The 22,789-nt window shown below is 68.4% G+C and carries 15 protein-coding genes and 1 tRNA gene; 9 read left to right on the top strand and 7 right to left on the bottom strand.

The genetic code is table 11. From position 1 onward, the window contains the following. Nucleotides 1-228: 228 nt before the first annotated feature. The 8 genes from C6361_RS10590 to C6361_RS10625 all read left to right on the top strand — a co-directional run bounded on the left by C6361_RS10590 (nt 229) and on the right by C6361_RS10625 (nt 13,297). Nucleotides 229-1,557, top strand: a complete 1,329-nt coding sequence (locus C6361_RS10590) for a Gfo/Idh/MocA family protein (protein ID WP_107267620.1) — start codon at nt 229-231, stop codon at nt 1,555-1,557. A gap of 17 nt (nt 1,558-1,574) precedes the next feature. Continuing rightward, the gene (gene uxaC, locus C6361_RS10595) at nt 1,575-3,011 is read left to right on the top strand and encodes a glucuronate isomerase (RefSeq protein WP_107267621.1); all 1,437 of its coding nucleotides are present in this window, start codon (nt 1,575-1,577) and stop codon (nt 3,009-3,011) included. 61 nt (nt 3,012-3,072) lie between these two features. Next, nucleotides 3,073-4,383: an enolase C-terminal domain-like protein gene (locus C6361_RS10600; protein WP_107267622.1), complete on the top strand. Its 1,311-nt coding sequence runs from the start codon at nt 3,073-3,075 to the stop codon at nt 4,381-4,383. Beyond that, nucleotides 4,374-5,879 (top strand): mannitol dehydrogenase family protein, encoded by a 1,506-nt coding sequence (locus C6361_RS10605; protein WP_107267623.1) that lies wholly within the window; start codon nt 4,374-4,376, stop codon nt 5,877-5,879. Before C6361_RS10600 ends, C6361_RS10605 begins: the two co-directional genes overlap by 10 nt. After that, complete coding sequence (locus C6361_RS10610; protein ID WP_107267624.1) at nt 5,876-7,108, top strand: Gfo/Idh/MocA family protein; 1,233 nt, start codon at nt 5,876-5,878, stop codon at nt 7,106-7,108. The genes C6361_RS10605 and C6361_RS10610 overlap by 4 nt, the downstream gene beginning before the upstream one ends. Before the next feature lie 252 nt (nt 7,109-7,360). After that, nucleotides 7,361-8,722: a polysaccharide lyase family 1 protein gene (locus C6361_RS10615; RefSeq protein WP_107257463.1), complete on the top strand. Its 1,362-nt coding sequence runs from the start codon at nt 7,361-7,363 to the stop codon at nt 8,720-8,722. Nucleotides 8,723-8,885: 163 nt separating this feature from the next. After that, the gene (locus C6361_RS10620) at nt 8,886-10,508 is read left to right on the top strand and encodes a polysaccharide lyase family 1 protein (RefSeq protein WP_234359438.1); all 1,623 of its coding nucleotides are present in this window, start codon (nt 8,886-8,888) and stop codon (nt 10,506-10,508) included. 179 nt (nt 10,509-10,687) lie between these two features. After that, a complete protein-coding gene (locus C6361_RS10625) occupies nt 10,688-13,297 on the top strand; it encodes a family 16 glycoside hydrolase (protein WP_159079279.1) in 2,610 nt (869 codons plus the stop codon). Nucleotides 13,298-13,459: 162 nt separating this feature from the next. Here the strand turns inward: C6361_RS10625 and C6361_RS10630 are convergent, their stop codons facing one another. Continuing rightward, nucleotides 13,460-14,551, bottom strand: coding sequence for an ABC transporter ATP-binding protein (locus C6361_RS10630; RefSeq protein ID WP_107257465.1), 1,092 nt, complete (start codon nt 14,549-14,551; stop codon nt 13,460-13,462). A gap of 321 nt (nt 14,552-14,872) precedes the next feature. Between C6361_RS10630 and C6361_RS10635 the strand changes: the two genes are divergently transcribed. Beyond that, nucleotides 14,873-14,949 (top strand) — tRNA-Thr (locus C6361_RS10635). 61 nt (nt 14,950-15,010) lie between these two features. Here the strand turns inward: C6361_RS10635 and C6361_RS10640 are convergent. From C6361_RS10640 to C6361_RS10665, 6 genes are all read right to left on the bottom strand, one after another. After that, nucleotides 15,011-15,241: a tyrosine-type recombinase/integrase gene (locus C6361_RS10640; RefSeq protein WP_234359439.1), complete on the bottom strand. Its 231-nt coding sequence runs from the start codon at nt 15,239-15,241 to the stop codon at nt 15,011-15,013. A gap of 646 nt (nt 15,242-15,887) precedes the next feature. Further along, nucleotides 15,888-16,952: a macro domain-containing protein gene (locus tag C6361_RS10645; protein ID WP_107267626.1), complete on the bottom strand. Its 1,065-nt coding sequence runs from the start codon at nt 16,950-16,952 to the stop codon at nt 15,888-15,890. Between the two features lie 17 nt (nt 16,953-16,969). Then, nucleotides 16,970-17,596 carry a DUF4433 domain-containing protein gene (locus C6361_RS10650; RefSeq protein WP_107267627.1) on the bottom strand — a complete coding sequence of 209 codons (627 nt, stop codon included), beginning with the start codon at nt 17,594-17,596 and terminating at the stop codon, nt 16,970-16,972. Between the two features lie 185 nt (nt 17,597-17,781). Further along, nucleotides 17,782-19,203 (bottom strand): hypothetical protein, encoded by a 1,422-nt coding sequence (locus tag C6361_RS10655; protein ID WP_107267628.1) that lies wholly within the window; start codon nt 19,201-19,203, stop codon nt 17,782-17,784. A gap of 6 nt (nt 19,204-19,209) precedes the next feature. Further along, the gene (locus C6361_RS10660; RefSeq protein ID WP_107267629.1) at nt 19,210-21,378 is read right to left on the bottom strand and encodes a helicase HerA domain-containing protein; all 2,169 of its coding nucleotides are present in this window, start codon (nt 21,376-21,378) and stop codon (nt 19,210-19,212) included. Between the two features lie 344 nt (nt 21,379-21,722). Then, nucleotides 21,723-22,763: a DNA adenine methylase gene (locus tag C6361_RS10665; RefSeq protein WP_107267630.1), complete on the bottom strand. Its 1,041-nt coding sequence runs from the start codon at nt 22,761-22,763 to the stop codon at nt 21,723-21,725. Nucleotides 22,764-22,789: the final 26 nt, after the last annotated feature.

Here is a 22,789-nt window from a genome sequence, read left to right on the forward strand (position 1 = left end):
GTGGCTGCCGGTGTGTCTGCCGTCACTTGGTTGGCCAATTAATGCAAACGGTTGCTCACGTGTCAACGGGGATCGGTTACGGCTTTGTTGCGGTACGCAGCTATGGGAGTGCTCCCATAGTTACAAATCCGGATATAGGCCGCAGCTTTGCTACCGGCCGTTGACGGGTGCCCGGGTTGCGTGGTTACTTCTCCTGCAAACCTTTGCAGCCAACGGAGGCGAGCTGGGATGACGGTAACCCCGGGAAGGCAGCGTTTCGCCCTGGTCGGCACGGGCGCGCGCGCGGAGATGTTCGTCCGCGCCCTGGTGCTGGACCACCCGAACACGGCCGAACTCGTCGCCTTCGCCGACGTCAACCCGGCCCGGATGAACGCGCACAACGGCTGGCTCGCCGAACTCGACTTCGAGCCGGTGCCGACCTACCTGGCCAGCGAATTCTCCAGCATGCTGGAGAAGGAACGGGTCGACGTGGTGCTGGTGACCACGGTGGACCGGACGCACGACGAGTACATCGTCGCGGCGCTGCGGGCCGGCTGCGACGTGATCACCGAGAAGCCGATGACCACCGACGTGGCCCGGTGCGAGCGGATCCTGTCCGCCGTTGCGGAAACCGGCCGGAAAGTTTCGGTCGCCTTCAACTATCGCTACAACCCATTGCACGAGAAGGTCCGGGAGGTGCTCGCCGAGGGCGCCATCGGCGAGATCGGCTCCGTGCACTTCGAGTGGCTGCTCGACGTACGCCACGGTGCCGACTACTTCCGGCGCTGGCACCGGGACAAGGCCAACTCCGGCGGGCTGATGGTGCACAAGGCGAGTCACCACTTCGACCTGGTCAACTGGTGGCTGGACGCCAGGCCGGTGCAGGTCTACGCCGCCGGCCGGCTCTTCTTCTACGGCGACGTCGCCGGGAAGCGGCACGGCTACGCCCGCCCGTACGACCGGGCGCACGGCTCGCCGGCCGCCGCGGACGACCCGTTCGCGCTGCACCTGGCCGACCACCCCCGGCTGCGGGCGCTCTATCTGGAGGCGGAGGCCGAGGACGGCTACCACCGCGACCAGAACGTCTTCGCGCCCGGGGTGACCATCGAGGACGACATGGCGGTGCTGGCGCAGTACGACAGTGGTGCCACCATGACCTACCACCTGACCGCGTACGCACCCTGGGAGGGCTACCGGGTGATGTTCAACGGCAGCCGGGGACGGCTCGAACTCGAGGTGGTGGAGAGCGACTTCGTCAGCCCGCAGGCGGCCGGCGAGCTGAAGGGTGCCGCGCTGCACGGCGTACAGGCAGCCGTGGAGGAGGGCTGGGCGAAGATCACGCTGCGGCCGTTCTGGGAGCAGCCCCGGGAGGTACCCGTCTCCGGCTACACCCGCACCGGACACGGCGGCGCGGACGCCCGGATGACGGCGGTGCTCTTCGGCGGCCACACCGACCCGATGGACCGGGCGGCCACCGCCCGGGACGGCGCACTCGCCCTGCTCACCGGCCTGGCCGCGAACCGATCCTTCGAAACCGGGCAGCCGGTCCGCGTCGCCGAGCTGCTCACCATCCCCTGATCGCAAGGAGCCGACCCGTGTCCGCACCGTCCGACCGGCCCGACCTGCTCTTCCCGTCCGAGCCCAGCCAGCGGGCCATCGCCCGCGAGCTGTACGCGCTGGTCCGGGACCGGCCGCTGATCTCGCCGCACGGGCACGTGGACCCGGGCATCCTCGCCGACGACGTCGCCTTCCCGGACCCGGCACGGCTGATCATCGTGCCGGACCACTACCTGACCCGGATGCTGCTCAGCCAGGGCGTCACCCCGGCCGAGCTGGGCGTACCGGCGGTGGACGGCGAGCCGGTGGAGACGGACGGCCGCACCATCTGGCGCCGGTTCGCGGCGCACTGGCACCTGTTCCGGGGCACCCCGAGCCGGCTCTGGCTGGAGGAGACCTTCCGGAACGTTTTCGGAATCGAGACCCGCCTCTCCCCGGCCACCGCCGACGAGATCTACGACGCGATCGCCGCGCAGCTCGGCCAGCCGGAGTTCCGGCCCCGGGCGCTCTTCGAACGCTTCAACATCGAGGTACTGGCCACCACCGAGTCGCCGCTCGACGAGCTGGGCCGGCACGCCAAGCTCGCCGCCGACGGCTGGGGCGGACCCGGCGGCCGGGTGATCACCACCTTCCGGCCGGACAACGTCGTCGACATGGAGTTCGACGGCTGGGCCGGCAACGTCGCCCGGCTCGGCGAGATCACCGGCGAGGACACCGGCCGGTACCCCGGCTACCTCGCCGCGCTGCGCAGCCGCCGCGAGGCGTTCATCGCCGCCGGGGCGACCTCCACCGACCACGGCCACCCGACCGCGCTGACCCTGCGGCTGACCGAGGCGGAGGCGGGCGCCCTCTACGAGCGCGGGCTGCGCGGCGAGGCCACCGCGGAGGATGCCGAGGCGTTCCGGGCGCACATGCTGGTCGAGTTCGCCAGGATGTCCATCGAGGACGGGCTGGTGATGCAGCTGCACCCCGGCTCGGTACGCAACCACAACCGCTGGCTCTACGCCAAGCACGGCCGGGACGTCGGCGGCGACATCCCACAGGCCACCGAGTACCTGCACGCGCTCACCCCGCTGCTCGACGCGTACGGCAACGATCCCCGGCTGCGGCTGGTCGTCTACACGCTGGACGAGTACACCTTCACCCGGGAACTGGCCCCGCTGGCCGGCGGCTACGCGGCGCTCTACCTCGGCGCGCCCTGGTGGTTCCTGGACTCGCCGGAGGTGCTGCGCCGGTTCCGCGAGGCGGTCACCGAGACCGCCGGCTTCTACAACACCGCCGGGTTCGTCGACGACACCCGGGCGTTCTGCTCCATCCCGGTACGCCACGACGTGGCCCGGCGGATCGACGCCGGCTTCCTGGCCCGGCTCGTCGCCGAGCACCGGCTGCCGGCCGACGAGGCGGCCGAGACCATCGTCGACCTCGCCTACCACCTGCCCAAGAAGGTCTTCAAGCTCGGAGGCACTGACAGGTGAGCGCGAGGAATGAGCGAGCGCAGCGAGTGAGTCCCGCAGTCGCGAACGAAAGGCAAGCTCAGTGAGTGTGACCATCACCGGCGTCGACGTGCACGACGTGCGGTTTCCGACGGCGGCGGCCGGGGACGGCTCGGACGCGATCAACCGGGGCGACTACTCGGCCAGCTACGTCGAGTTGCGCACCGACGCGCCGGACGGGACCTTCGGGGCCGGGTTCACCTTCACCAACGGCCGGGGCAACGAGCTGACCTGCGCCGCCATCCGGGCCCTCGCCCACCACGTCGTCGGCAGGACGATGGCGGAGATCGTCGCGGAGCCGGTGGAGTTCTGGCGGTCGCTCAGCGCCGACGTGCAGCTGCGCTGGCTCGGGCCGGAGAAGGGCGTCATCCACATGGCGACCGGCGCCCTGGTCAACGCGGTCTGGGACCTGCGGGCCAAGCTGGAGGGGAAGCCGCTGTGGCGGCTGCTCGTCGAGATGCCGAGCGAGGAACTCGTCCGCAACGTCGACTTCCACCACATCATCGACGCGATCAACCCGGCCGAGGCCGCCGCGATCCTGGACAAGGGACAGGTCGGCCTCGCGGACCGGCTCGCCGAGCTGGAACGGGACGGCTTCCCCTCCTACACCACCTCGGTCGGCTGGCTCGGCTATCCGGACGACAAGGTCCGGGCGCTGACCCGGGAGGCGTACGCCCAGGGGTGGCGGGCGATGAAGATGAAGGTCGGCGGCCCGGTCGAGGACGACGTACGCCGGGCGCGGATCATCCGCGAGGAGATCGGCCCGGACGCGCTGCTGATGATGGACGCCAACCAGGTCTGGGACGTCGACGAGGCGATCGAGAACATGTCCCGGCTGGTCGAGTTCGACCCGTACTGGATCGAGGAGCCGACGCACGCCGACGACGTACTCGGGCACGCCCGGATCGCCGAGGCGGTGACCGGGCTCTCCGGCGGGCGCTGCCGGGTCGCCACCGGCGAGGTGGCGGCGAACCGGGTCATCTTCAAGCAACTCATGCAGGCCGAGGCGATCGGGGTCTGCCAGATCGACGCCTGCCGGATCGGCGGGGTCAACGAGGTGCTCTCGGTGATGCTGATGGCGGCGAAGTTCGGCGTGCCGATCTGCCCGCACGCCGGCGGCGTGGGGCTGTGCGAGTACGTCCAGCACCTGGCGATCTTCGACTATCTGCGGGTCGGCACCTCGCTGGACGGCCGGATGGTCGAGTACGTCGACCACCTGCACGAGCACTTCGTCGACCCGGTACGCACCCGGGGCGGCCGCTATCTGCTGCCGGAGCAGCCCGGTTACAGCTCGACGATGAAGCCGGGCTCGATCGCCGAGTACTCCTTCCCGGACGGCCCGGTATGGGCGTGACCGTCGGCGCGTCGCGGCTGGGCCTCGGCGCACTGCGCAAGCTGCCGGAGGCGAGCCGCCCGCTGGTCCGGCCCGGTGCGGTACCGGCCGGGATCGTGCACCTCGGGCTGGGCGCGTTCCACCGGGCCCACCAGGCGGTCTACACCGAGGAGGCGGTGGCGGCGGCCGGTGGTGACTGGGGGATCGTCGGGGTGGCGCCGCGCAGCACCGACATGATGACCAAGCTCGCCGCCCAGGACTGCCTGTTCAGCGTGACCAGCACCTCCGGGGCGGGCAACCAGACCCGGGTGATCGGGGCGTTCGCCGAGGTCCGGCACGCGGCCAGCGACCCGGCGGCGATCGTCGCGCTGCTGGCCGACCCGGCCATCCGGGTGGTGACGCTGACGGTGACCGAGAAGGCGTACCAGCTCGATCCGGCGACCGGCCGGCTCCGCCCGGACGAGGCGGTGCTCGCCGACCTGACCACCGACCGGCCGCCGCAGACGGTGCCCGGCCTGCTGGTCCGGGGCCTGCTGGCCCGGGCGGTCGCCGGTGCCGGGCCGATCGCCCTGGTCAGCTGCGACAACCTGCCGTCGAACGGGGAGCGGTTGCACAGCCTGGTCGGCCAGGCGCTCGGGGTGGTCGGTGCGGGTGCGGGCGGCCGGTCCGAGTGGATCGCCGACTGGCTGCGCGAGAACGTCAGCTTCCCGGGCACCATGGTGGACCGGATCGTGCCGGCGAGCACCGCGCAGACCCTGGCCGACGCGCAGGCGGCGCTCGGGGTGAGCGACCTGGCGGCGGTGGCCGCCGAGCCGTACCGGCAGTGGGTGATCGAGGACCGGTTCCCGGGCGGGCGACCGGCCTGGGAGCGGGCCGGTGCGGTACTCACCGACGACGCCGGCCCGTGGGAGCGGCTCAAGCTGCGGGCGCTGAACGGGGTGCACTCGGCCACCGCCTATCTCGGTGCGCTGGCCGGTCGGGAGACCATCGCCGAGGCGCTGGAGATCCCGCACCTGGCCGGGGTGCTGCGCCGGCTGATCGCCGAGGACGTGGCGAGGAGCTTCACCCCGCCGGACGGCGTCTCGGTGGTCGACTACGGCGAGGAGGTGCTGGAACGCTTCGCCAACCCGGTGATCCGGCACCGCACCATCCAGATCGCCATGGACGGCTCGCAGAAGCTGCCGCAGCGGGTGCTGCACACCATCGAGGACCTGCGCGCGGCCGGGGCCCGGCCCCGGTGGGCGGCCCTGGTGGTGGCGGCCTGGATGCGCTTCGCCCAGGGCCGGGCCGACGACGGTACTCCGCTGCCGCTGGACGACCCGCTCGCCGACCGGATCCGGGCGGTCCTGGCCGACGGAAAGCAGTCGCCGGCCGGGACGGTGGAGGCGCTCTTCGGGCTGACCGAGGTGTTCCCGGCGGAACTGGCCGCCGACGACGAGGTACGCGACCTCGTGGTCGAGTGGCTCACCGCACTGGACCGGCACGGGGTGGAGAAGACGTTGGCGGGTGCGGCATGACCGGGCTCGGGGCGCCGCCGAGGGTGGCACTGGTCGGGGCGAGCGGGCACGGCATGTGGCACCGCCGGATCATCGCCCCGCTGCACGACGCCGGGAAGCTGGAACTTGTCGCGCTGGTCGACGTACGCCCGGTGGAGGCGGCGCCGGACGCGCCGGTACCACCCGGTACGGGCGTCTTCACCGATCACCGCGAGATGCTCGCGGCGGCCCGGCCGGAGGTGGTGGTGGTCTGCACCCCGCCGCACACCCACCTGCCGATCGCGCTGGACGCGATCCGGGCCGGCGCCGACCTGCTGCTGGAGAAGCCGCCGGTGCTCTCGCTGGCCGAGCACCGCACGCTCGCCGCCGCGCTGGCCGAGCACGGCCGGGTGGCCCAGATCGGTTTCCAGGCGCTCGGCTCCGAGGCGCTGCGCGAGCTGACCTCGGCGGTGGCCGACGGCCGGCTGGGCCGGGTCACCGGGATCTCCACGGTGGCGTCCTGGCAGCGCACCGACGGCTACTACGCCCGTGCCCCGTGGGCCGGCCGGCGCAGCCTGGACGGGCGGCCGGCGCTGGACGGCGTACTCGTCAATCCGTTGGCCCACGCGGTGATGCAGTGCCTGGCGGTGGCCGGGTCGGCGGTGTCGGCCGGCGCGGTCTCGCCGTCGGGCGCGGTCGACGGCGCGCCGCCGGACTGGCCGGCGCAGGTGGAGCTGGAGCGCTACCGGACCCGGCCGATCGAGGTGGACGACACCGCCGCGCTGCGGGCGACCCTCGGCTGCGGCCTGCCGGTGCTGGCCGCGGTCACGCTCGCCGGTGAGGACTTCGTCGCCGGTGAGGTGATCGTGCACGGTACGGCCGGTCGGGCGGTGCTGGAATACCCCACGGACCGGTTGACGCTGCCCGGTGACCCGGGGCCGCGCGAGGTGTCGGGCCGGGTGAACCTGCTGGAGAACCTGTTGGCGCACCGGGCGGATCCGGCGGGCGTGCCGCTGATCGCGCCGCTGTCCCGTACGGCGGCGTTCACCGCCCTGGTGCAGGCGATCTCGGCCGCTCCGGAGCCGGCGTCGGTCGGCGCCGAGTGGGTGGTGGCGACCGGTGCGGGGCCGGAGCGGGTACTGACGATCCGGGGCGTCAACGCGGCGCTGCGCCGGGCGGCGGCGGAGGGCGCACTCCTGTCGGAGCTGGGTGTGCCGTGGGCGGTGAAGCCGCACCGGACTGCGGTGGAGAGGGAGACGGGCGATGCGTGACGGCCGGGCCGGCTGCGTGAGAACGGACGACGGACTGCAAATCTCGGGGACAATCGTCCGATAGAAATCGGACCGAATATCCTCTACTCGGCACAGGGCCGCCGAGCTAATCATTATTGTCCTCGTTCGATGCAACATATCTGCAAACAGAACGCATTGACACCTTTAAGCGCTTCTCCCTACCGTTCAATAAGAAGAGATTTCGTAAGCATTACGAGATCCGGCGAACGGTAGACAGACGCGGAGAGTGTGATGCGATCGAGCAGGTTGACCGCGGCCGTGGTCGGTGGTCTTCTCGTGGTCTCCGGCGCCCTGGTGGCGGCGCCCGCGACGGCCGGCGCACACGGTGCGGACGGACTGTCCTGGGGAGCCCGTCTGCTGGGCCGGCAGGCGTTGCCGGCCGGTGACGGCTGGGCCTCGGCCGGACCGGGCACCACCGGCGGGTCGGCGGCCGCCGCGGACCAGGTGCACCTGGTCCGGACCCGCGGCGAGCTGGTCCGGGCGCTCGGTGGCGACAACGCCACCAACAGGAACAACGCTACTCCGAAGATCATTTATGTCAAGGGGACGATCGACGGGTTCGAGTCCGACGACGGGCGGCTGCTCGACTGCGCCGACCTGGCCGACCCCGAGTACTCGCTCGACGCGTACCTGGCCGCGTACGACCCGGCGACGTGGGGGCGGGTGCCGCCGTCCGGGCCGCTGGAGCAGGCCCGGGTCCGGTCGGTGGCGAACCAGACCCGACAGACCCAGATCAACGTCGGTCCGAACACCACCATCGTGGGGCTGCGCGGCGCGACCCTCACCGGGCTGACCCTGATGGTGGACACCGCCAACAACGTGATCGTGCGGAACCTGACCTTCGCCGACGCCCGGGACTGCTTCCCGGCCTGGTCGCCGACGGACGGGGAGGCCGGAGCCTGGAACTCCCAGTTCGACCTGATGTCGGTACGCCGCAGCGAGAACGTCTGGGTCGACCACAACACCTTCACCGACGGCGACAACCCGGACAGCGGGCTGCCGGTCTATTTCGGACGGCCGTACATGGTGCACGACGGGTCGCTCGACATCACGCACACCGCCAGCCGGGTGACCGCCTCGTACAACCGGTTCGTGGCCCGGGACAAGGTGATGCTGATCGGCTCCTCGAACACCGTCGGCCCGGACGTCGGCCGGCTCGACGTCACGCTGCACCACAACCTCTTCGACGGCACCAGGCAGCGGCTGCCCCGGGTGCGGTTCGGCCGGGTCGACATCTACAACAACGCCTACCGGCTCGCCGGTGACGGCTTCAGCTATGCGATCGGGATCGGCGTGCAGTCCGCCGTCCACGCCGAGAACAACCACTTCACCCTCGGCACCGGCATCACCGCCGCGGACCTGCTCTACGACTGGGACGGCACGGTGCTCACCGAGCGGGGCAACTGGGTACGCGAGGGCCGGAAGCCGGCCCGGCCGGTGAGCCTGCTGGCCGCGTACAACGCCGAGCACGACCCCGACCTGGGTGGCGACGCCGGATGGACGCCGACGCTGCGGGCCGGACCGGTGCTGCCCGCTCCCCTCGTACCGCTGGTGGTGCAGGCCCTTTCCGGAGCCGGCCGGCTGCCGGTCTGACGCCCGACCCGCTCGTCCTGCCGGTGTGACCGCTGGCCCGGCCGTCCCGCCGGGTCCAGCCAGCGGCGGCGCGGCGCCGCCGAGAACGCAGTACCCCCACACCGCCGCCGTCGCCGCGCCGACGGCGGCCCACACCCCCACCACCGCCACAGGGAGGTTCACCGTGCACGCAGACCAGTCCCGGGGACGACCGAGATGGCGGCTGACCGCCGTCGCGGGCGCGGCCGGGTTGCTCACCGCCGCCGCGATGACGGTGGCGATGCCGGCCGCCTTCGCCGACACCCTGCTCACCGACAACTTCGAGGACGGCAACTCCTCCGGCTGGTCGACCTCGGGCGGGAGCTGGTCGGTGGCGACCGACGGCAGCCGGGTCTACCGGCAGTCCGGGCAGAGCAGCGACGCGCGTACCCTCACCGGCACCACCTCCTGGCGCGACTACGCCGTGCAGGCCCGGGTCAAGCCGACCGGGTTCGGCGGCGCGAACCGGCACGTCGGGGTGATCGCCCGGGCACAGAGTTCCAGCCGCTACTACGCGCTCGTGGTGACCAGCGGCGGTGGGGTGCAGCTCGTCAAGCGCGACGGTTCGGCGCCGGTCGCGCTGGCCAGCGGTTCCGGCGCGGTACCGCTGAACACCTGGGCCACGCTCCGGCTGGAGGCGACCGGCAGCACGCTGCGCGGGTACGTCAACGGCAGCCTCTCGGTGCAGGCCACCGACTCCGTACTCTCGACCGGGCGGGTCGGCCTGGCCGCCTCGTACGCCAGCGGCTCCTTCGACGACGTCGAGGTGGCGACGGTGACCGGTACGCCGCCGACCGGTGGCCCGACCGGCGGGCCGACGCTGCCGCCGACCGGTCCGCCGCTCGACCCGGGCGCCCCGCCGATCGGCTTCGCCTCGGTGAACGCGCTCGGCCAGAACGGCACCACGGGTGGGGCCGGCGGCCCGACGGTGACGGTCTCCACCGCCACCGACCTGCTCACCGCGATCGGCCGGTCCGGCCCGCTGAACATCCGGGTCAACGGCATGATCGCGCTGCCCGGCCCGATGCACGACGTGACGTCCGACAAGACCATCGTCGGGGTGGGCGCCAGCTCCGGGATCACCGGCGGCGGGTTGAACATCGGGCTGCCGGTCAGCGACGCGACCAGCCCGCCGGCGAACGCCGTACACAACGTGATCATCCGGAACCTGAACTTCCGGAACACCGTCGACGACGCGATCAACGTGCAGATGTTCTCGCACCACGTCTGGATCGACCACAACGACCTGTCGGCCGGTTACGACGGCCTGATCGACGTCAAGCGGGGCGCCAGCTACGTGACGGTGTCGTGGAACCACACCCACCACCACACCAAGAACATGCTGCTCGGGCACGACGACAGCAACGCGGCGCAGGACACCGGGTATCTGAAGGTCACCTACCACCACAACTGGTTCGACCGTACGCCGCAGCGCAATCCGCGGGTCCGGTTCGGCGACCCGGTGCACGTCTTCAACAACTACTTCGTCTACAACACGGACGTCGGGGTGGCCTGCCAGATGAACTCGGGCTGCGTGGTCGAGGGGAACTACTTCGAGGACGTCGAGGTGCCCTGGTCGATCAGCTACGCCGGAGACCGGGGCCGGCTGGTGGCCCGCAACAACGTGCTGGCCGGTACGAGCGAGCCGGGTGACTCCGGCGGTTCGGTGACCGAGCCGAGCAGCTACTACTCCTACACCGTCGCCGACCCGAACGGCATCCGGGCGACGGTGATGGCGGGCAGCGGTACCGGGAAGCTGTCCTTCTAGCGGTCCCCGCGCGCGGCGGTGCCGGTCGCACCGCCGCGCGGCCCGCCGCACCTCTGTGCCTGGTCCGCCGCACTTCGTCCCGGGCCGACCCGGCTCCTAAAGATCGACAACTGTCAATGGATGGCTTCCTGGATCGAGGCCGGTGCCCGAAAGGGCAGACACATAACCGAGGAGGTTCCGTGAGTACCACCGACACCCGGCGGAGACATCGTCGTCGCGGGCTCCTGCTCGCGACCGGCTCCGCGTTCGTCGCGGTCGCCCTCGCGATCGGGATGGGCGCCACCGCCCAGGCCGCGACGCTCTTCTCCGACGACTTCGAGGACGGCAATTCCACCGGCTGGACCACGTCCGGCGGCTCCTGGTCCGTCGACACCGACGGCAGCCGGGTGTACCGGCAGTCCGGCACCAGCAGCGACGCCCGGGCCCTGGCCGGCACCACGAGCTGGGCCAACTACACCGTGCAGACCCGGGTCAAGCCGACCGCGTTCAACGGCTCCAACCGGTTCGTCGCGCTGCTGGCCCGGGTGCAGAGCAACACCAGCTACTACTACCTGGCGCTGCGCAGCAACAACACCGTCGAGCTGAAGCGGCTCTCCGGCGGCTCCTCGACCACTTTGGACACCGCCAGCGTGACCGTCGGGCTGAACAACTGGCACACGCTGCGGCTCGACGTGTCGGGCAGCTCGCTGCGCGGGTACGTCAACGGCACGCTGCTCACCGAGGGCACCGACAGCTCCTACGGCACCGGCCGGATCGGGGTGGCGACCTTCAACGCCACCGCCAACTTCGACGACGTACTCGTCAGCGACAGCGTGAGCACCCCGACCACGCCGCCGACCGGTGGCCCGACCACCACCCCGCCGCCGACCGGCAACCCCGGCGCCAACGTGGCCGACGGCTGGGCCGGAGTCAACGCGCTCGGCCAGAACGGCACCACCGGAGGGGCGGGCGGCCCGACCGTCACCGTCAACTCGGCGGCGCAGTTCGTCACCGAGGCGGCCTCGGCCGGACCGAAGATCATCCAGGTGAGCGGGATGATCGACCTGCCCGGCCCGATGCACGAGGTCAGCTCGGACAAGACGATCGTCGGCCTCGGTGCCAACTCCGGCTTCACCGGCGGCGGCCTCAACATCGGCCTGCCGATCGACGACGACATCACCTCGCCGCCGTCGAACGCCGTGCACAACGTCATCCTGCGGAACCTCAACTTCCGGGACTGGGACGACGACGCGGTCAACGTGCAGATGTTCTCGCACCACATCTGGATCGACCACAACACCTGGACCACCGGTGGCGACGGCGGCGTCGACGTCAAGCGCGGCTCGTCGTACGTGACGATCTCGTACAACCACGCGGACGGCACCGACAAGAACATGCTGCTCGGGCACGACGACGGCAACGCCGCCCAGGACGTCGGCTATCTGAAGGTCAGCTACCACCACAACTTCTTCGACAACACCAACCAGCGCAACCCCCGGGTCCGCTTCGGCGACCAGGTGCACGTCTACAACAACTACTACCTGAACACCGGGAACTACGGTGTCGCGTCGACCGAGAACGCCGGCGTGATCGTCGAGGGCAACTACTTCGAGAACGTCGACGACCCGTACCACCTCGGCGAGGGGGACTCCGGGGACGGCCGGCTGGTGGCCCGGAACAACTGCCTGATCAACTCGGGCTCGGGGCAGACCGGCGGCAGCGTCAGCAACCCGCCGTACCCGTACACCATCCAGACCGCCTGCGACATGAAGGCCGTCGTCTCGGCGCAGGCCGGGGTGGGCCGGGTCGGGTTGCCCGGCGGCCCGACGACGAACCCGACCACCAACCCGACGACGCCCGCGCCCACCACGCCGGCCGCCACGACGCCGCCGCCGACCAGCGGCCCGCCGCAGACCGGTCTGGTCGGCTGGGCCGCCCAGGCCGGTGGCACCACCGGCGGGGCCGGCGGTGCCACGGTGACGGTGAGCAGCTTCGCCGACTTCCGGACCCAGGCGCAGTCCTCGGGAGCCAGGACCATCCTGGTCAACGGCATGCTCAGCGGCTCGGGGACCGTGGAGATCACGGCGAACAAGACGATCCGCGGCGTCGGGGCGAACTCCGGCGTCTCCGGCACCACCCTCAACATCGAGGACATGCAGCCGGCCAACGTGATCATCCAGAACATGAACATCCGTGGGGTGACCGGCGGGGACGCGATACAGATCGAGAACGCCACCCACATCTGGCTCGACCACAACACGTTCTCCAGCACGATCGAGGACGATCCCGACTTCTACGACGGCATGATCGACATCACCCACGCCGGTGACTACATCACGGTGTCCTGGAACGTCGTCCGCAACCACTGGAAGACCTCGCTGGTCGGCCACTCCGACGGCAACTCCGGCGAGGACGTGGGTCACCTGCGGGTCACGTACCACCACAACTGGTTCGACCGGACCTTCGAGCGCAGCCCCCGGGTGCGCTTCGGCGAGACGGTACACGTCTTCAACAACTACTACTCCAACGTCAACAACAACGCCGACTCGTACGCGATCGCGTCCACCATGAATGCCGGGGTACTCGTCGAAGCCAACGTCTTCGAGAACGTGCAGCAGGCGTGCTGGTCGGCGAGCGGGTACGCCGACTCCGACCCCGGACGGCTGGTCGCCCGGAACAACTCGCTGACCAACTCCGGCCCGTGCGAGGTCAACGGCTCGGTGGCCGCGGTCCCGTACGGCTACACCGCCGACAACGTCGGCACGGTCAAGGCATCCGTCACGGCGGGTGCGGGTGCGGGCAGGCTCTGACCGGCCCGATCGGCCGCCGACGCCGCTCGGCTCCGCCGTGACCTGATCGGCGCCCGCCGGAGTCGCCCGGCACCGCGAGCCCGGCGGAAGGTCCGGTGGAAAACGATCGGGGCGGTCGCTTCCAGCAGGAAGCGACCGCCCCGATTCGGTCGGTCGGCCGGATCAGATCCGGTTGCCGGTCACGGCGTGGAAGGCGTGGTTCCGACCGGTACGCGGCTTCACGTAGACGGTGTCGCCCATGTTCGGCATGTTCCGCCGGTCGGTACGCACCACGAACCGCTCCGAGGTGCCGTCGATCGCGGCGTGGCCGTAGACGTTCGCGTCCGAGCCGAGGTCCTCGACCAGCTCGACGACGAGGGCGAGGCCGCCCTCGCTCTGCGAGACCAGGTCGCAGTCCTCCGGACGGAAGCCGACGGTCACCTTGCCGTTGCCGCCCTCGGCCCTGGCTGCGGCCACCTGCTCGCGGGTCAGCGGGATGGCCAGGTCGGCGAACATCGCCCCGCTGTCGGTCAGCGGCACCGTCTTGATGTTCATCGCCGGGGAGCCCATGAAGCCGGCGACGAAGACGTTCGCCGGGGTGTCGTAGAGCTCACGCGGGGTGTCGACCTGCTGGAGCACGCCGTCGAGCATGACCGCCACCCGGTGGCCCATGGTCATCGCCTCGACCTGGTCGTGCGTGACGTAGACGGTGGTGACGCCGAGCTTGGCCTGGAGGGTCGCGATCTGGGTACGCGTCTGCACCCGGAGCTTGGCGTCCAGGTTCGACAGCGGCTCGTCCATCAGGAAGACCTGCGGCTCCCGGACGATCGCCCGGCCCATCGCGACCCGCTGGCGCTGACCGCCGGAGAGCGCCTTGGGCTTGCGGCTGAGGTAGTCCTCCAGCTGGAGCAGGGCGGCCGCTTCCTTGACCCGCCGGTCGATCTCCGACTTCGAGGTCTTGCGGAGCTTCAGCGCGAACGCCATGTTCTCGTAGACCGTCATGTGCGGGTAGAGCGCGTAGTTCTGGAAGACCATCGCGATGTCGCGGGCCTTCGGCGGCAGGTGGGTGACGTCCCGGGTGTCGATGTAGATCGAGCCGTCGTCGACGTCTTCCAGCCCGGCGAGCATGCGGAGGCTGGTGGACTTGCCACAGCCGGAGGGGCCGACCAGGACGAGGAACTCGCCGTCGCCGATCTCCAGGTCGAGGTGGTCGACCGCTGGGCGCTCCGTACCCGGGTAGATCCGGGTGGCCTTCGAGTAGGTGACCGTAGCCATGGTGCAGCGCTTCCTTCCACCGGCAGGAACGTGCCGGACGATCCGAGTGAAAGAACGACCGGCGCGCTACCGCACCGGTCCGTGGACGGCATCCGGCCGGCCGTGGCCAGCGTCGGGTGTCATCCGCGTCACGCCACGGTAAACGGGTTTTTCTCACATGCCAAGGTGAGGCGGCGTTTCTGGGATGTACCTGACGAACATTTCGGGCATCCGGGCATGGTCCGTCACCAAGCGCTTCCGAGGCCACCCGGTGTCGGGTATCGGAATCGGTGCCACCCATGGTAGGAGGGCATCTGTCGCTATGCTGACCACGAACATCGCGCCCCTGTAGCTCAGTTGGCCAGAGCACTCGCCTTGTAAGCGAGTGGTCGTCGGTTCGAGTCCGACCGGGGGCTCCAACTACACCAGGCGTTCCGCGACGGGAGCCCGTTCGGTCGGCCGGGTTGACAGCAACGCCGATCATGACAGCCGCCCGTCGAGCTTGCCGAGCGCTTGACGCATCGCGTCAAGATTGGCGTGAGCGTAGACCTTGAAAGTGATTTTCACGTCGGCATGCCGGGCGATGGCTTGGACGACATGCGGCGGGACACCCAGCTCCATCAGCAGCGATACGACAGTGTGTCGTAGATCGTGCAGGCGGACGCCGGGCAACCCGGCAGTCTCCCGGAGCAACTGTGTCGTCGAAGACATCTGGGAGCCCAAGAACGGCTAGCGACCTCTGGACTCGGGGCCGCAGCGTAGAGACGGTGTGGCCTCTTTGTCTCCCTGTTTAGATGTGTGCGACGGGAAGGAGCGCGGCCGGCTGCCGGCGAAGGTGGTTCAAACTCTCTGTACGTCTTCAAGGCGGCCCTGAACGGGCCGCAAGCGCCGCCACCTGGGCGCGCGCCGACCGCTGCCGCTGTCGCTCTGCGGCCGTCACGCCGGATGCCCGGCGGCTGGCGCGGAGAGCGGGAAGCCCGGAGGGCCGCCGCAGAACGACAGACCTTGAGGGCTGTGGTGGTGGGCTGGCAGCCGGCCGGGCCGCGCGGCCACGAGCCCGCCCGGCGTAGGGGAGCGCACTCCGGCCGCGTCGGCGAGCTGGCGGCGGTCGCGGGGTTGCGGTTAGGGCGCCTCCGGCGGGGGCGCTCCGGCTCCAGGATGGCCGGGGCTGCGCGTCGGGTCCAGGTCCGTGGGTGGTTGCGGTAGGCCATCCCGCCTGCCATCGACCCGGGCAAGCCGAGCAGACCACCGCCCGACCCGCCAGCGTCCGAACCTGCGTCAAGGTCCGCTTGACGTGGCGGGCCGGGCGGCGGCCCGCTCCCCAGAGGACGGGTCGACGGCAAACGGGATGGCGAAGCTAGCTGCTGGTCCGCGCCGTAGAGCACGGCTCCGAAGCAAATCCTGACGCAACCAGTCGGTCGATCGCTCGATCAATGTGATTGGGAGTGAAGAGCTTCGCCTTGCGAGGTGTCCAGGACGAGACGTAGTCGTAGACGCTAGGTCGATCGCGCAATGCAGGCGTGGCGTGGGTGAGGGCCCAATGGACCGTGGAAAGAAGCTCAAGCCCGTAGGGCGTCTCCCAACCAGCCACTAGTCGCGACACGGCCATCAGATGCTCCAGCGTTGCTGAATGATCATCGAGGTAGTGTCGAGCTTCCACGTCCGCGCCATCAAGGACCGAAATTTGCGGCTCCCTACTTCGGTCGCCATATCCGGAAGTGAAGTGCCCCTCCATCGTTACGAGCACGTGGTTCAAGTTCTCGGCGTAAGGTCCGTAACGGGCGCGTACGTAGTTCAGTTTGAGCGCCTCGCCGCTTTCCTGAAGGAAGTACGCCAGCTTCTGCACTTCTAGCGCCGAGAGTCGGAACGAATCAGCTTCACGGTATTGCTTCAAGAGCAGCAGCAACGACGCACGACCTAACGTCATGTTAGGGCGCTTCGTGCGGATAGGCATTTGCTCTGCTTCAGGAGCGCCGTTAGGAACGAACAGTAGGACGTCCGCGTCGATGCCAGCGAGGCGCTGGATGATCAGCTCGCGCACTTCGCTCCATTGCAGTCCGCCGTTCCCGCATCCCAGCGGGGGAATCGCAATAGAACGGATCCCGTGCTCGTGTATGACCTCGACGAGGTCGTGGAGCCCGGCATCGATATCTTGGATACGACTCCCGCCCCTCCAGTGACGCTTGGTGGGGAAGTTGATGATGTATCGGGGGGATGTCAGCTGCCCTGTCTCCCACACGAACATCTTGCCTGGGACGACTTCACCCTGTTTTGCCGCTCGCTCGTACGCTCGGAAGTTGCCAGGGAAGGCTTGGCGGAACTGTAGCGCTATCCCCTTACCTGCCACACCCACCGTGTTGACGGTATTAACCAGGGCATCAGCTTCTGCACGTAGAAGATTGCCTGTCAGTTCCTTGATCACTTTTTCACCTCCCAATCCTAGCCATAGTACCACCCTGGACGCTTGATGCAGCGTATGCCGAGGGAGTGCTTCATCACGATTTCCTCTAGCGCTAAGCGCACTGACTCCGTTCGCGCGCCGAGGGCCATGATTGCCGGTAATGGCACCCGCTCCCAGACTAGAAACTCCGCCTGCCGGCGCCGCTTTCGGTCGGGGTCGGCGTCTGTGTCATTCCAGTACTTCTGTTCCATCAGCGGCAAGTCGACCTGCTCCAGGTCCCGCAGGTCGTTATAGAATGCTTTTGGCTCACGGATTGGATGCCCATCCGTAAAGGCAAATGGGAACCCATTCTGGACTATAGTCTCGGCTGTTGTGGCAAAGTAGATGATATCGTCCTGATTCTCGGGCTTCCCGGTCACGTTCCCGTTTTTGTAAGTAAACAACATCGGTGAACGGGTTCCGAAATAGAAGGGTACATACTTGTCGAGCGTTTCCCCCGGCGGAACCTCCACGAGTGTAATCGCCCGTTGTTCCTTCAGATTCGGATAAGCAATATTCCGTGCCGCCTGTCCTGAGGCGCGACACAGGCTGTCACAGAGGAGAGCTCCCGCCTCGATAACCTTCTCCAGGTTTGTGATGTGCGTGAAGTGGTAGATGGGCGTCACCTGAGCGTCACCTTCACTTCACCCCTCCCTACCACCGCCCGGTGTGCCGGTGAGCGTACCGGGGGCCTCCGACACTCGCCATGGAGCGTGGCAGGAGGACGCGCATGGCGGTGGCACGGCCTGGGGCAGGCAAACATGCCCGCCTCCGACCTTTGATCAGATGACTTTTAAAGGCAAGGCGGCAGTCAGCGCGACGGCCAGCGGGTCGGCTGCGGTGGCATGGCAGTCGGACGGATCCCGAGAGCGACCTGGGCGTGGGTGCGCAGCACCTCGCTGCCGATCCCCACAGGAAGGCTGGCGTAGTTGTGGGCCAGCGCGACGGGGATGACCGCATCTTGATAGAGCCGCGTGCCGACGGCGTCGAGGAACTCCAAGCTTGACCGGAGCGTGGGATAGGCGGTCAGGTCCACTCCATCCCGATCGTCGATCACGGTGCCACCCTTCAGGCGAGGCACGGACAGGACATGGACGCGCGCGTCACGGGTGCGGTAGATGAAGCGGCGACCGAAGTCGGTGTCCCTGCCGTAGGCACTGGCGGGACCGGGGACAACCCACCGTCGCAAGTACCCGTCGGGCAGGGAGACGAGGGTGCCGGGGGGAAGAAGGCCGAGGGCAGCCAGCTGCCGAGCGTGGTCCACCAGCACCCCAGTCTTCTGTAGCCCGAGGATTGGGGGACTCAACCACCCCCTTCTGCTGACGGAGGTGTGCACGGCCTGGAGGAAGCGCTCCGCGTGCCTCTTGAGGTCGGCGGCTGCCCCGCTGACCAGCAGCGGCCCATCGAGGACGAACGCGGTGTGCTGGTATTCGGTACCACGGGCGAAGCAGCGAATGAACCAGAGGAAGACGAGCACTTCGACAACGCTCATAAGGCGGCCCAGCGCCATGAGATTGCTGCCCTCGGGGGCAACCTCAATGTGCAACTGAAGGACGTCGATCGGGTAGATCGGCTCATTGCAGCTGGGACACGAGATTGGATCCGCCCCCACCATGTGCGGCCCGGCGAACCCACACGACGGGCACTTGGACACGGACAGGGACGTCGCCGGGACGTCGGGGGTACCAGTCCACACGTAGAACAACACGTCCAGCAGGGAGGCGAGGTCGTCCTCCCGGTCTCCCATGCGGGGAACCCGGAAAATGGTATCCACAGCTTCGCGGAAGGCCGACTTCTGGTCTTGCCCGTCCCGATAGTTGATCACGGAGGTGGGGATCACGTTCTTCAGCACGTAGCCGACCGCTGCACGGCCGATCTCTCCGGGGTTGACGAACCGGTCCGAGGGAGGAGCGAGCATCCGCCGCAGGTCCACATGTGCGACGGCGACCTGCAGGTAGCCGACGCGGGCCGCTGGAAAGTCGGGTAGAACCTCAACTTCCGCTGGGCTCCCATCGACGGCCACCGCTCGGCTCGTCGGCCGGCTAAGCAGCGGAAGGTCCGGCCCCGAAGTGCGCAGCGCAACGATGTCGTTCTCGATCGCCTGTCGCGCCTCGGCGCGGTCGGGAAGATTCATGTTGCGCAGCGCCGTGGTCACGGCAGGGTCGGCGACGAGGCCTCGGTGGTTGAGCCGGTCGGCGCGCTCGGAGCGGCCGTACTCATCGTTGTAGGGCATGGGGAACTACCACCGATCGTCGAGGTCGCCGCCGAACAGGTCATCACGGTGCACCGGCGCCGCCGGTCCGAGGGCATCACCGGACGGCAAACCAGGCGGGACCACCTGGGCGGCTTCGGCGGTGGTGCGGGCCGCGGCGATCATGGCCACGTCGAACTTGGCGATCTGAACCGGCACGATGTACCGCCCGCTCATGGTCTTTAGGCGGACAAAGCCCCGGTCCTCACTGCCCCGGATGGCGTCACCGAAGGACTCGAAGTCGTAGTACTTCGACAGTTCGTTGACTTCGTGCTTGCTGTTGAGGTGAGCAACGATCCAGTTGTAGGTGTTGCTCAGGACCTCGTCGGCCACGGAGCGTACCTCCTGGGTGGCGTACATCAGACCGATCTTGAGCTTGCTTGCGGTCCGCGCGAGCAGCACGTAGGGATCCCGCTCCTGGCTGCCGAACTTCGACTTCTCGAAGAGGGTGTGGGCCTCCTCGATGACAATCTGCATCTTCGGCGGCTCCTCGTTCTGGCGGAACACTTCCCCACCTTTGTCGAGAACGTGCATGATGATCCGCTCGGAGATCGCTTGGAGCACCGACTGCGTGCCGCGGGACAGCTCGACGATGACAATCTTCCCCTCGGAAAGCTCGTCGTAGATGTCGAGCGCGAAGTTGCCGTTAGCGTGCGGATTGTGGAACGGAGCGACGTCGCGCATGCGGGCGATGCCGGCGCGGTTGGTGCTGGACTCGAAGACGCCCATGACGGCCTGGGTAGCCTCTTCGCGCAGCCAGTAGGCAATGGTGCCCTGGGTCGTGCTCGGCCCTTCGTCCTTGTGCTCGACGAGCCACTCGCAGACCTTGATCAGATCCTGCCGACTCCTGATGGTGACGCGCCCGCCGCTGACCTTTGTAATCCCGGCCTGTGTGTCGGTGATGATCCGGTCGGCGATCGCGGCCGCCATCTTGAGGCTGTAAAACCATCGCTGGGGCAGACGAAAGTCTGCCTTCGCAAGCAGGGCGTAGAAGAACATGCGCGCCCGAGCGACGTGGTCCTTCGCGCTGTTGAGCGCCTGCGGGTTCGGGTAGTCGGCGGGGTCCGGGTCGGAGAGGTCAGCACTGACGAAGCGCGTGACGTACTTGGCGTTACTGGCACCAGCGAGCAGCACGTCCGCAATGACCTGACGCGCCGGCTCGAGCATCCCCGGATCGAAGAAGTTCAGCTGCAGCGCCCGGCCAGGTTCGTCGGCGCGGAGACCATAGCGATAGATGCTCACGTACTCCGCGCCCAAGTCGGCCAGCGCTGTGCCGTCCTGCTTGTTGACGTTCGCGTACTCGCCCTGCGGATCGAACAGCAACTGACCGATGCGCTCGCCGTTCTCACAGGCGTGTCGGAAGACCGCGGTGGTGAGGGTCTTCACGGTGTTGGACTTGCCGGTGCGGGTCATGCCGAAGATGGCGGTCTTCTGCTCAATGAAGTCACCGACCCGTACGGCGACTGGCACCTCATGCTCCTGGCGCAACTTCGCGCGCCGACGGGTGCTGGCGTACCGCACGTGGCCGATCGGCAGCAGCTGCGGGGCGGTCCCCTCCTCGGCCTCGGCCTCGGTGACCGATGGGTACGAGGCGATGATCTCCAGCGCCGCCGGGGACGGCTTGAAAACCCGGTAGGAGGTGGCCGCGTAGAGGTTGTCCAGGTCGCTGCCGAACGCCAGGTACTGCACGCCGTTGGTCGTGACGTCGGCGTAGAAGGTGCCCAGAATGCGGCACCGTAGACCGCTGTACTGCATCCGGTCGCGGGTCAGGTTGTCGATCGGGACGGACGACGAGTCCAGGGTGACGGCGGCGGCGTCTGGCGCAGCGTCGCCCCAGACGGCATCGTGCCTGGCGGCGGCCTCGCGGATCTCGGTCAGCTCGGTCTGACGCGGGATTGGTGCCGTGCCCTCGACGCGCAGCAGCAGCACTTCGTCGTCGTCTTCATTTCCGGCAGGCACGCCAGCCTGTCGAACGGTCGCCAGCAGGAAGCAGAACTCGGGGATCCCACCGGCTGCCCGCTTCCACGCGTCGTTGGTCACGACAGTGGCGCCCCGGAAGTCGATGTCGAAGATCCGGCCGACGTCGACTCCGTCCAGCAGAGCGTTGAGGGGGCTCACCTCGGCTTGAGCGCGAGCAGAGCCGATCGGCATGGTCATCGCGTTCTGGTTCCTCTCAGCTACTCGTCCGCGGTGCCGGGAAGGCTCGTGATCACGAGCTCTGAAGATCCCGGCGACCGCCTGCAGGTTGTGGCGCTCAGATCAATGTGGACGCGCGAACGGTACGCCATGCCACCGACAAAGCCAGTCGATCCGGTCTCCGAGGGCCTGGCAGTTCCGGCCGGCCCAACGCTGTAGGAGGGGTAGCTGGGCAGACCACACCCCGTCTCGATCGGGTCACCGGCGGCAGTTGCGATACGGCAATGATGCCCGACGGTGACGGGTACGTACACCCGAAGGGGACACGGATATGTCGGCCGTTAGTGGGATCCAGCCGGGGCCTGCTACGAGCTAAGGACTCTGTAGCGGTCCGACCCTGGTATCAAGCAGAAGTTTGTGACTAGCAGTTCGTCCTTGACGGTACGTTTCTCTGACCCTGCGGCTGTGTACCGGTGAGAAACATGCAACGTGGCCTGCCCTGGCCGCGCTCTGTACAGGCCACGGATCGTCTGGTTGTCGTCGTAGGACAGGCACCAGCGATAGGGAGCGTCGGGGCCTAGGGCGTTAGCAAGGTCGCTGTGCTCGGAGCTGTCGAAGGACCACTGGTACAGCCATCGGGCTTTGTCGACATACGGTGGATCAAGGTAGACGACCACTTCGCTGGGCTCCAGCATCCCGTAGCGCTTGGGGATGTTGGCGAGCGCGGTTCGCCAATCGGCTTCCCAAACATCGAGCAGACGGCCCGTGGCAGCCAGCTCTGCGACTCCCTTGATCCGGCGCGTGAGGCCGTCCAAGCCGAAGCGACAACCGATCTTGTACGCCGAAGTCTGAGCGCGGCCGCCGATCGGGCCGGCACGCCCATGCAAGATGCCTGAGAACGTGGTCCGGTTGAGGAAGAGACACTTCAGCGCCCGCTCACGACGTCCCCGGGGATTACTGGCACGCCACCAGTCCCATCGGGCGACGGTGACCGGCTCTTCGTGCATCGCATCGATTAGCCAACGAGCGTCGAACGCTGCTGTCCTCCAAAAGGCGGCGATCAGAGGATCGATGTCAGCAAGTACGCCGTGCTCGACGACACCTGCCCCAAGGAGTCGAAGGGTTGTCGTGGCGCCGCCGGAGAAGGGTTCGACCACCAGCCGAGGCGGGGGAACGTTCGCTCGGATGAGTGACTCGATGACAGGGACGAGCTGACGCTTCGCGCCCGGATAGCGTAGCGGGCTGATGACGGAATGTCGGAAGAGTGCTTCATCCGTTAGAGCCGAAGGCTTGTCTAGGACTGCCTCAGGAGGCCACGGCATCCGGCGCGCGGCGGCCTTCTGCTGGCTTCCCATCGACTGTCCCTCCTGCGTCCCGACTGGGTCGCCGTCGGTGCGCCTGATCATAGCCAGCTCCCCGACAATCCGTAGAG

Origin of the sequence: Plantactinospora sp. BC1 (assembly GCF_003030345.1) — a bacterium.
GTDB lineage: Bacteria > Actinomycetota > Actinomycetes > Mycobacteriales > Micromonosporaceae > Plantactinospora.

Bases quoted from the DNA above. Each gene is read 5' to 3' on its own strand.
- C6361_RS10665 (WP_107267630.1), bottom strand. From the start codon at position 22,763: ATGATCAGGCGCACCGACGGCGACCCAGTCGGGACGCAGGAGGGACAG.
- C6361_RS10640 (WP_234359439.1), bottom strand. From the start codon at position 15,241: ATGTCTTCGACGACACAGTTGCTCCGGGAGACTGCCGGGTTGCCCGGC.
- C6361_RS10605 (WP_107267623.1), top strand. From the start codon at position 4,374: ATGGGCGTGACCGTCGGCGCGTCGCGGCTGGGCCTCGGCGCACTGCGC.
- C6361_RS10630 (WP_107257465.1), bottom strand. From the start codon at position 14,551: ATGGCTACGGTCACCTACTCGAAGGCCACCCGGATCTACCCGGGTACG.
- C6361_RS10655 (WP_107267628.1), bottom strand. From the start codon at position 19,203: ATGCCCTACAACGATGAGTACGGCCGCTCCGAGCGCGCCGACCGGCTC.
- C6361_RS10590 (WP_107267620.1), top strand. From the start codon at position 229: ATGACGGTAACCCCGGGAAGGCAGCGTTTCGCCCTGGTCGGCACGGGC.
- C6361_RS10615 (WP_107257463.1), top strand. From the start codon at position 7,361: ATGCGATCGAGCAGGTTGACCGCGGCCGTGGTCGGTGGTCTTCTCGTG.
- C6361_RS10660 (WP_107267629.1), bottom strand. From the start codon at position 21,378: ATGACCATGCCGATCGGCTCTGCTCGCGCTCAAGCCGAGGTGAGCCCC.
- C6361_RS10610 (WP_107267624.1), top strand. From the start codon at position 5,876: ATGACCGGGCTCGGGGCGCCGCCGAGGGTGGCACTGGTCGGGGCGAGC.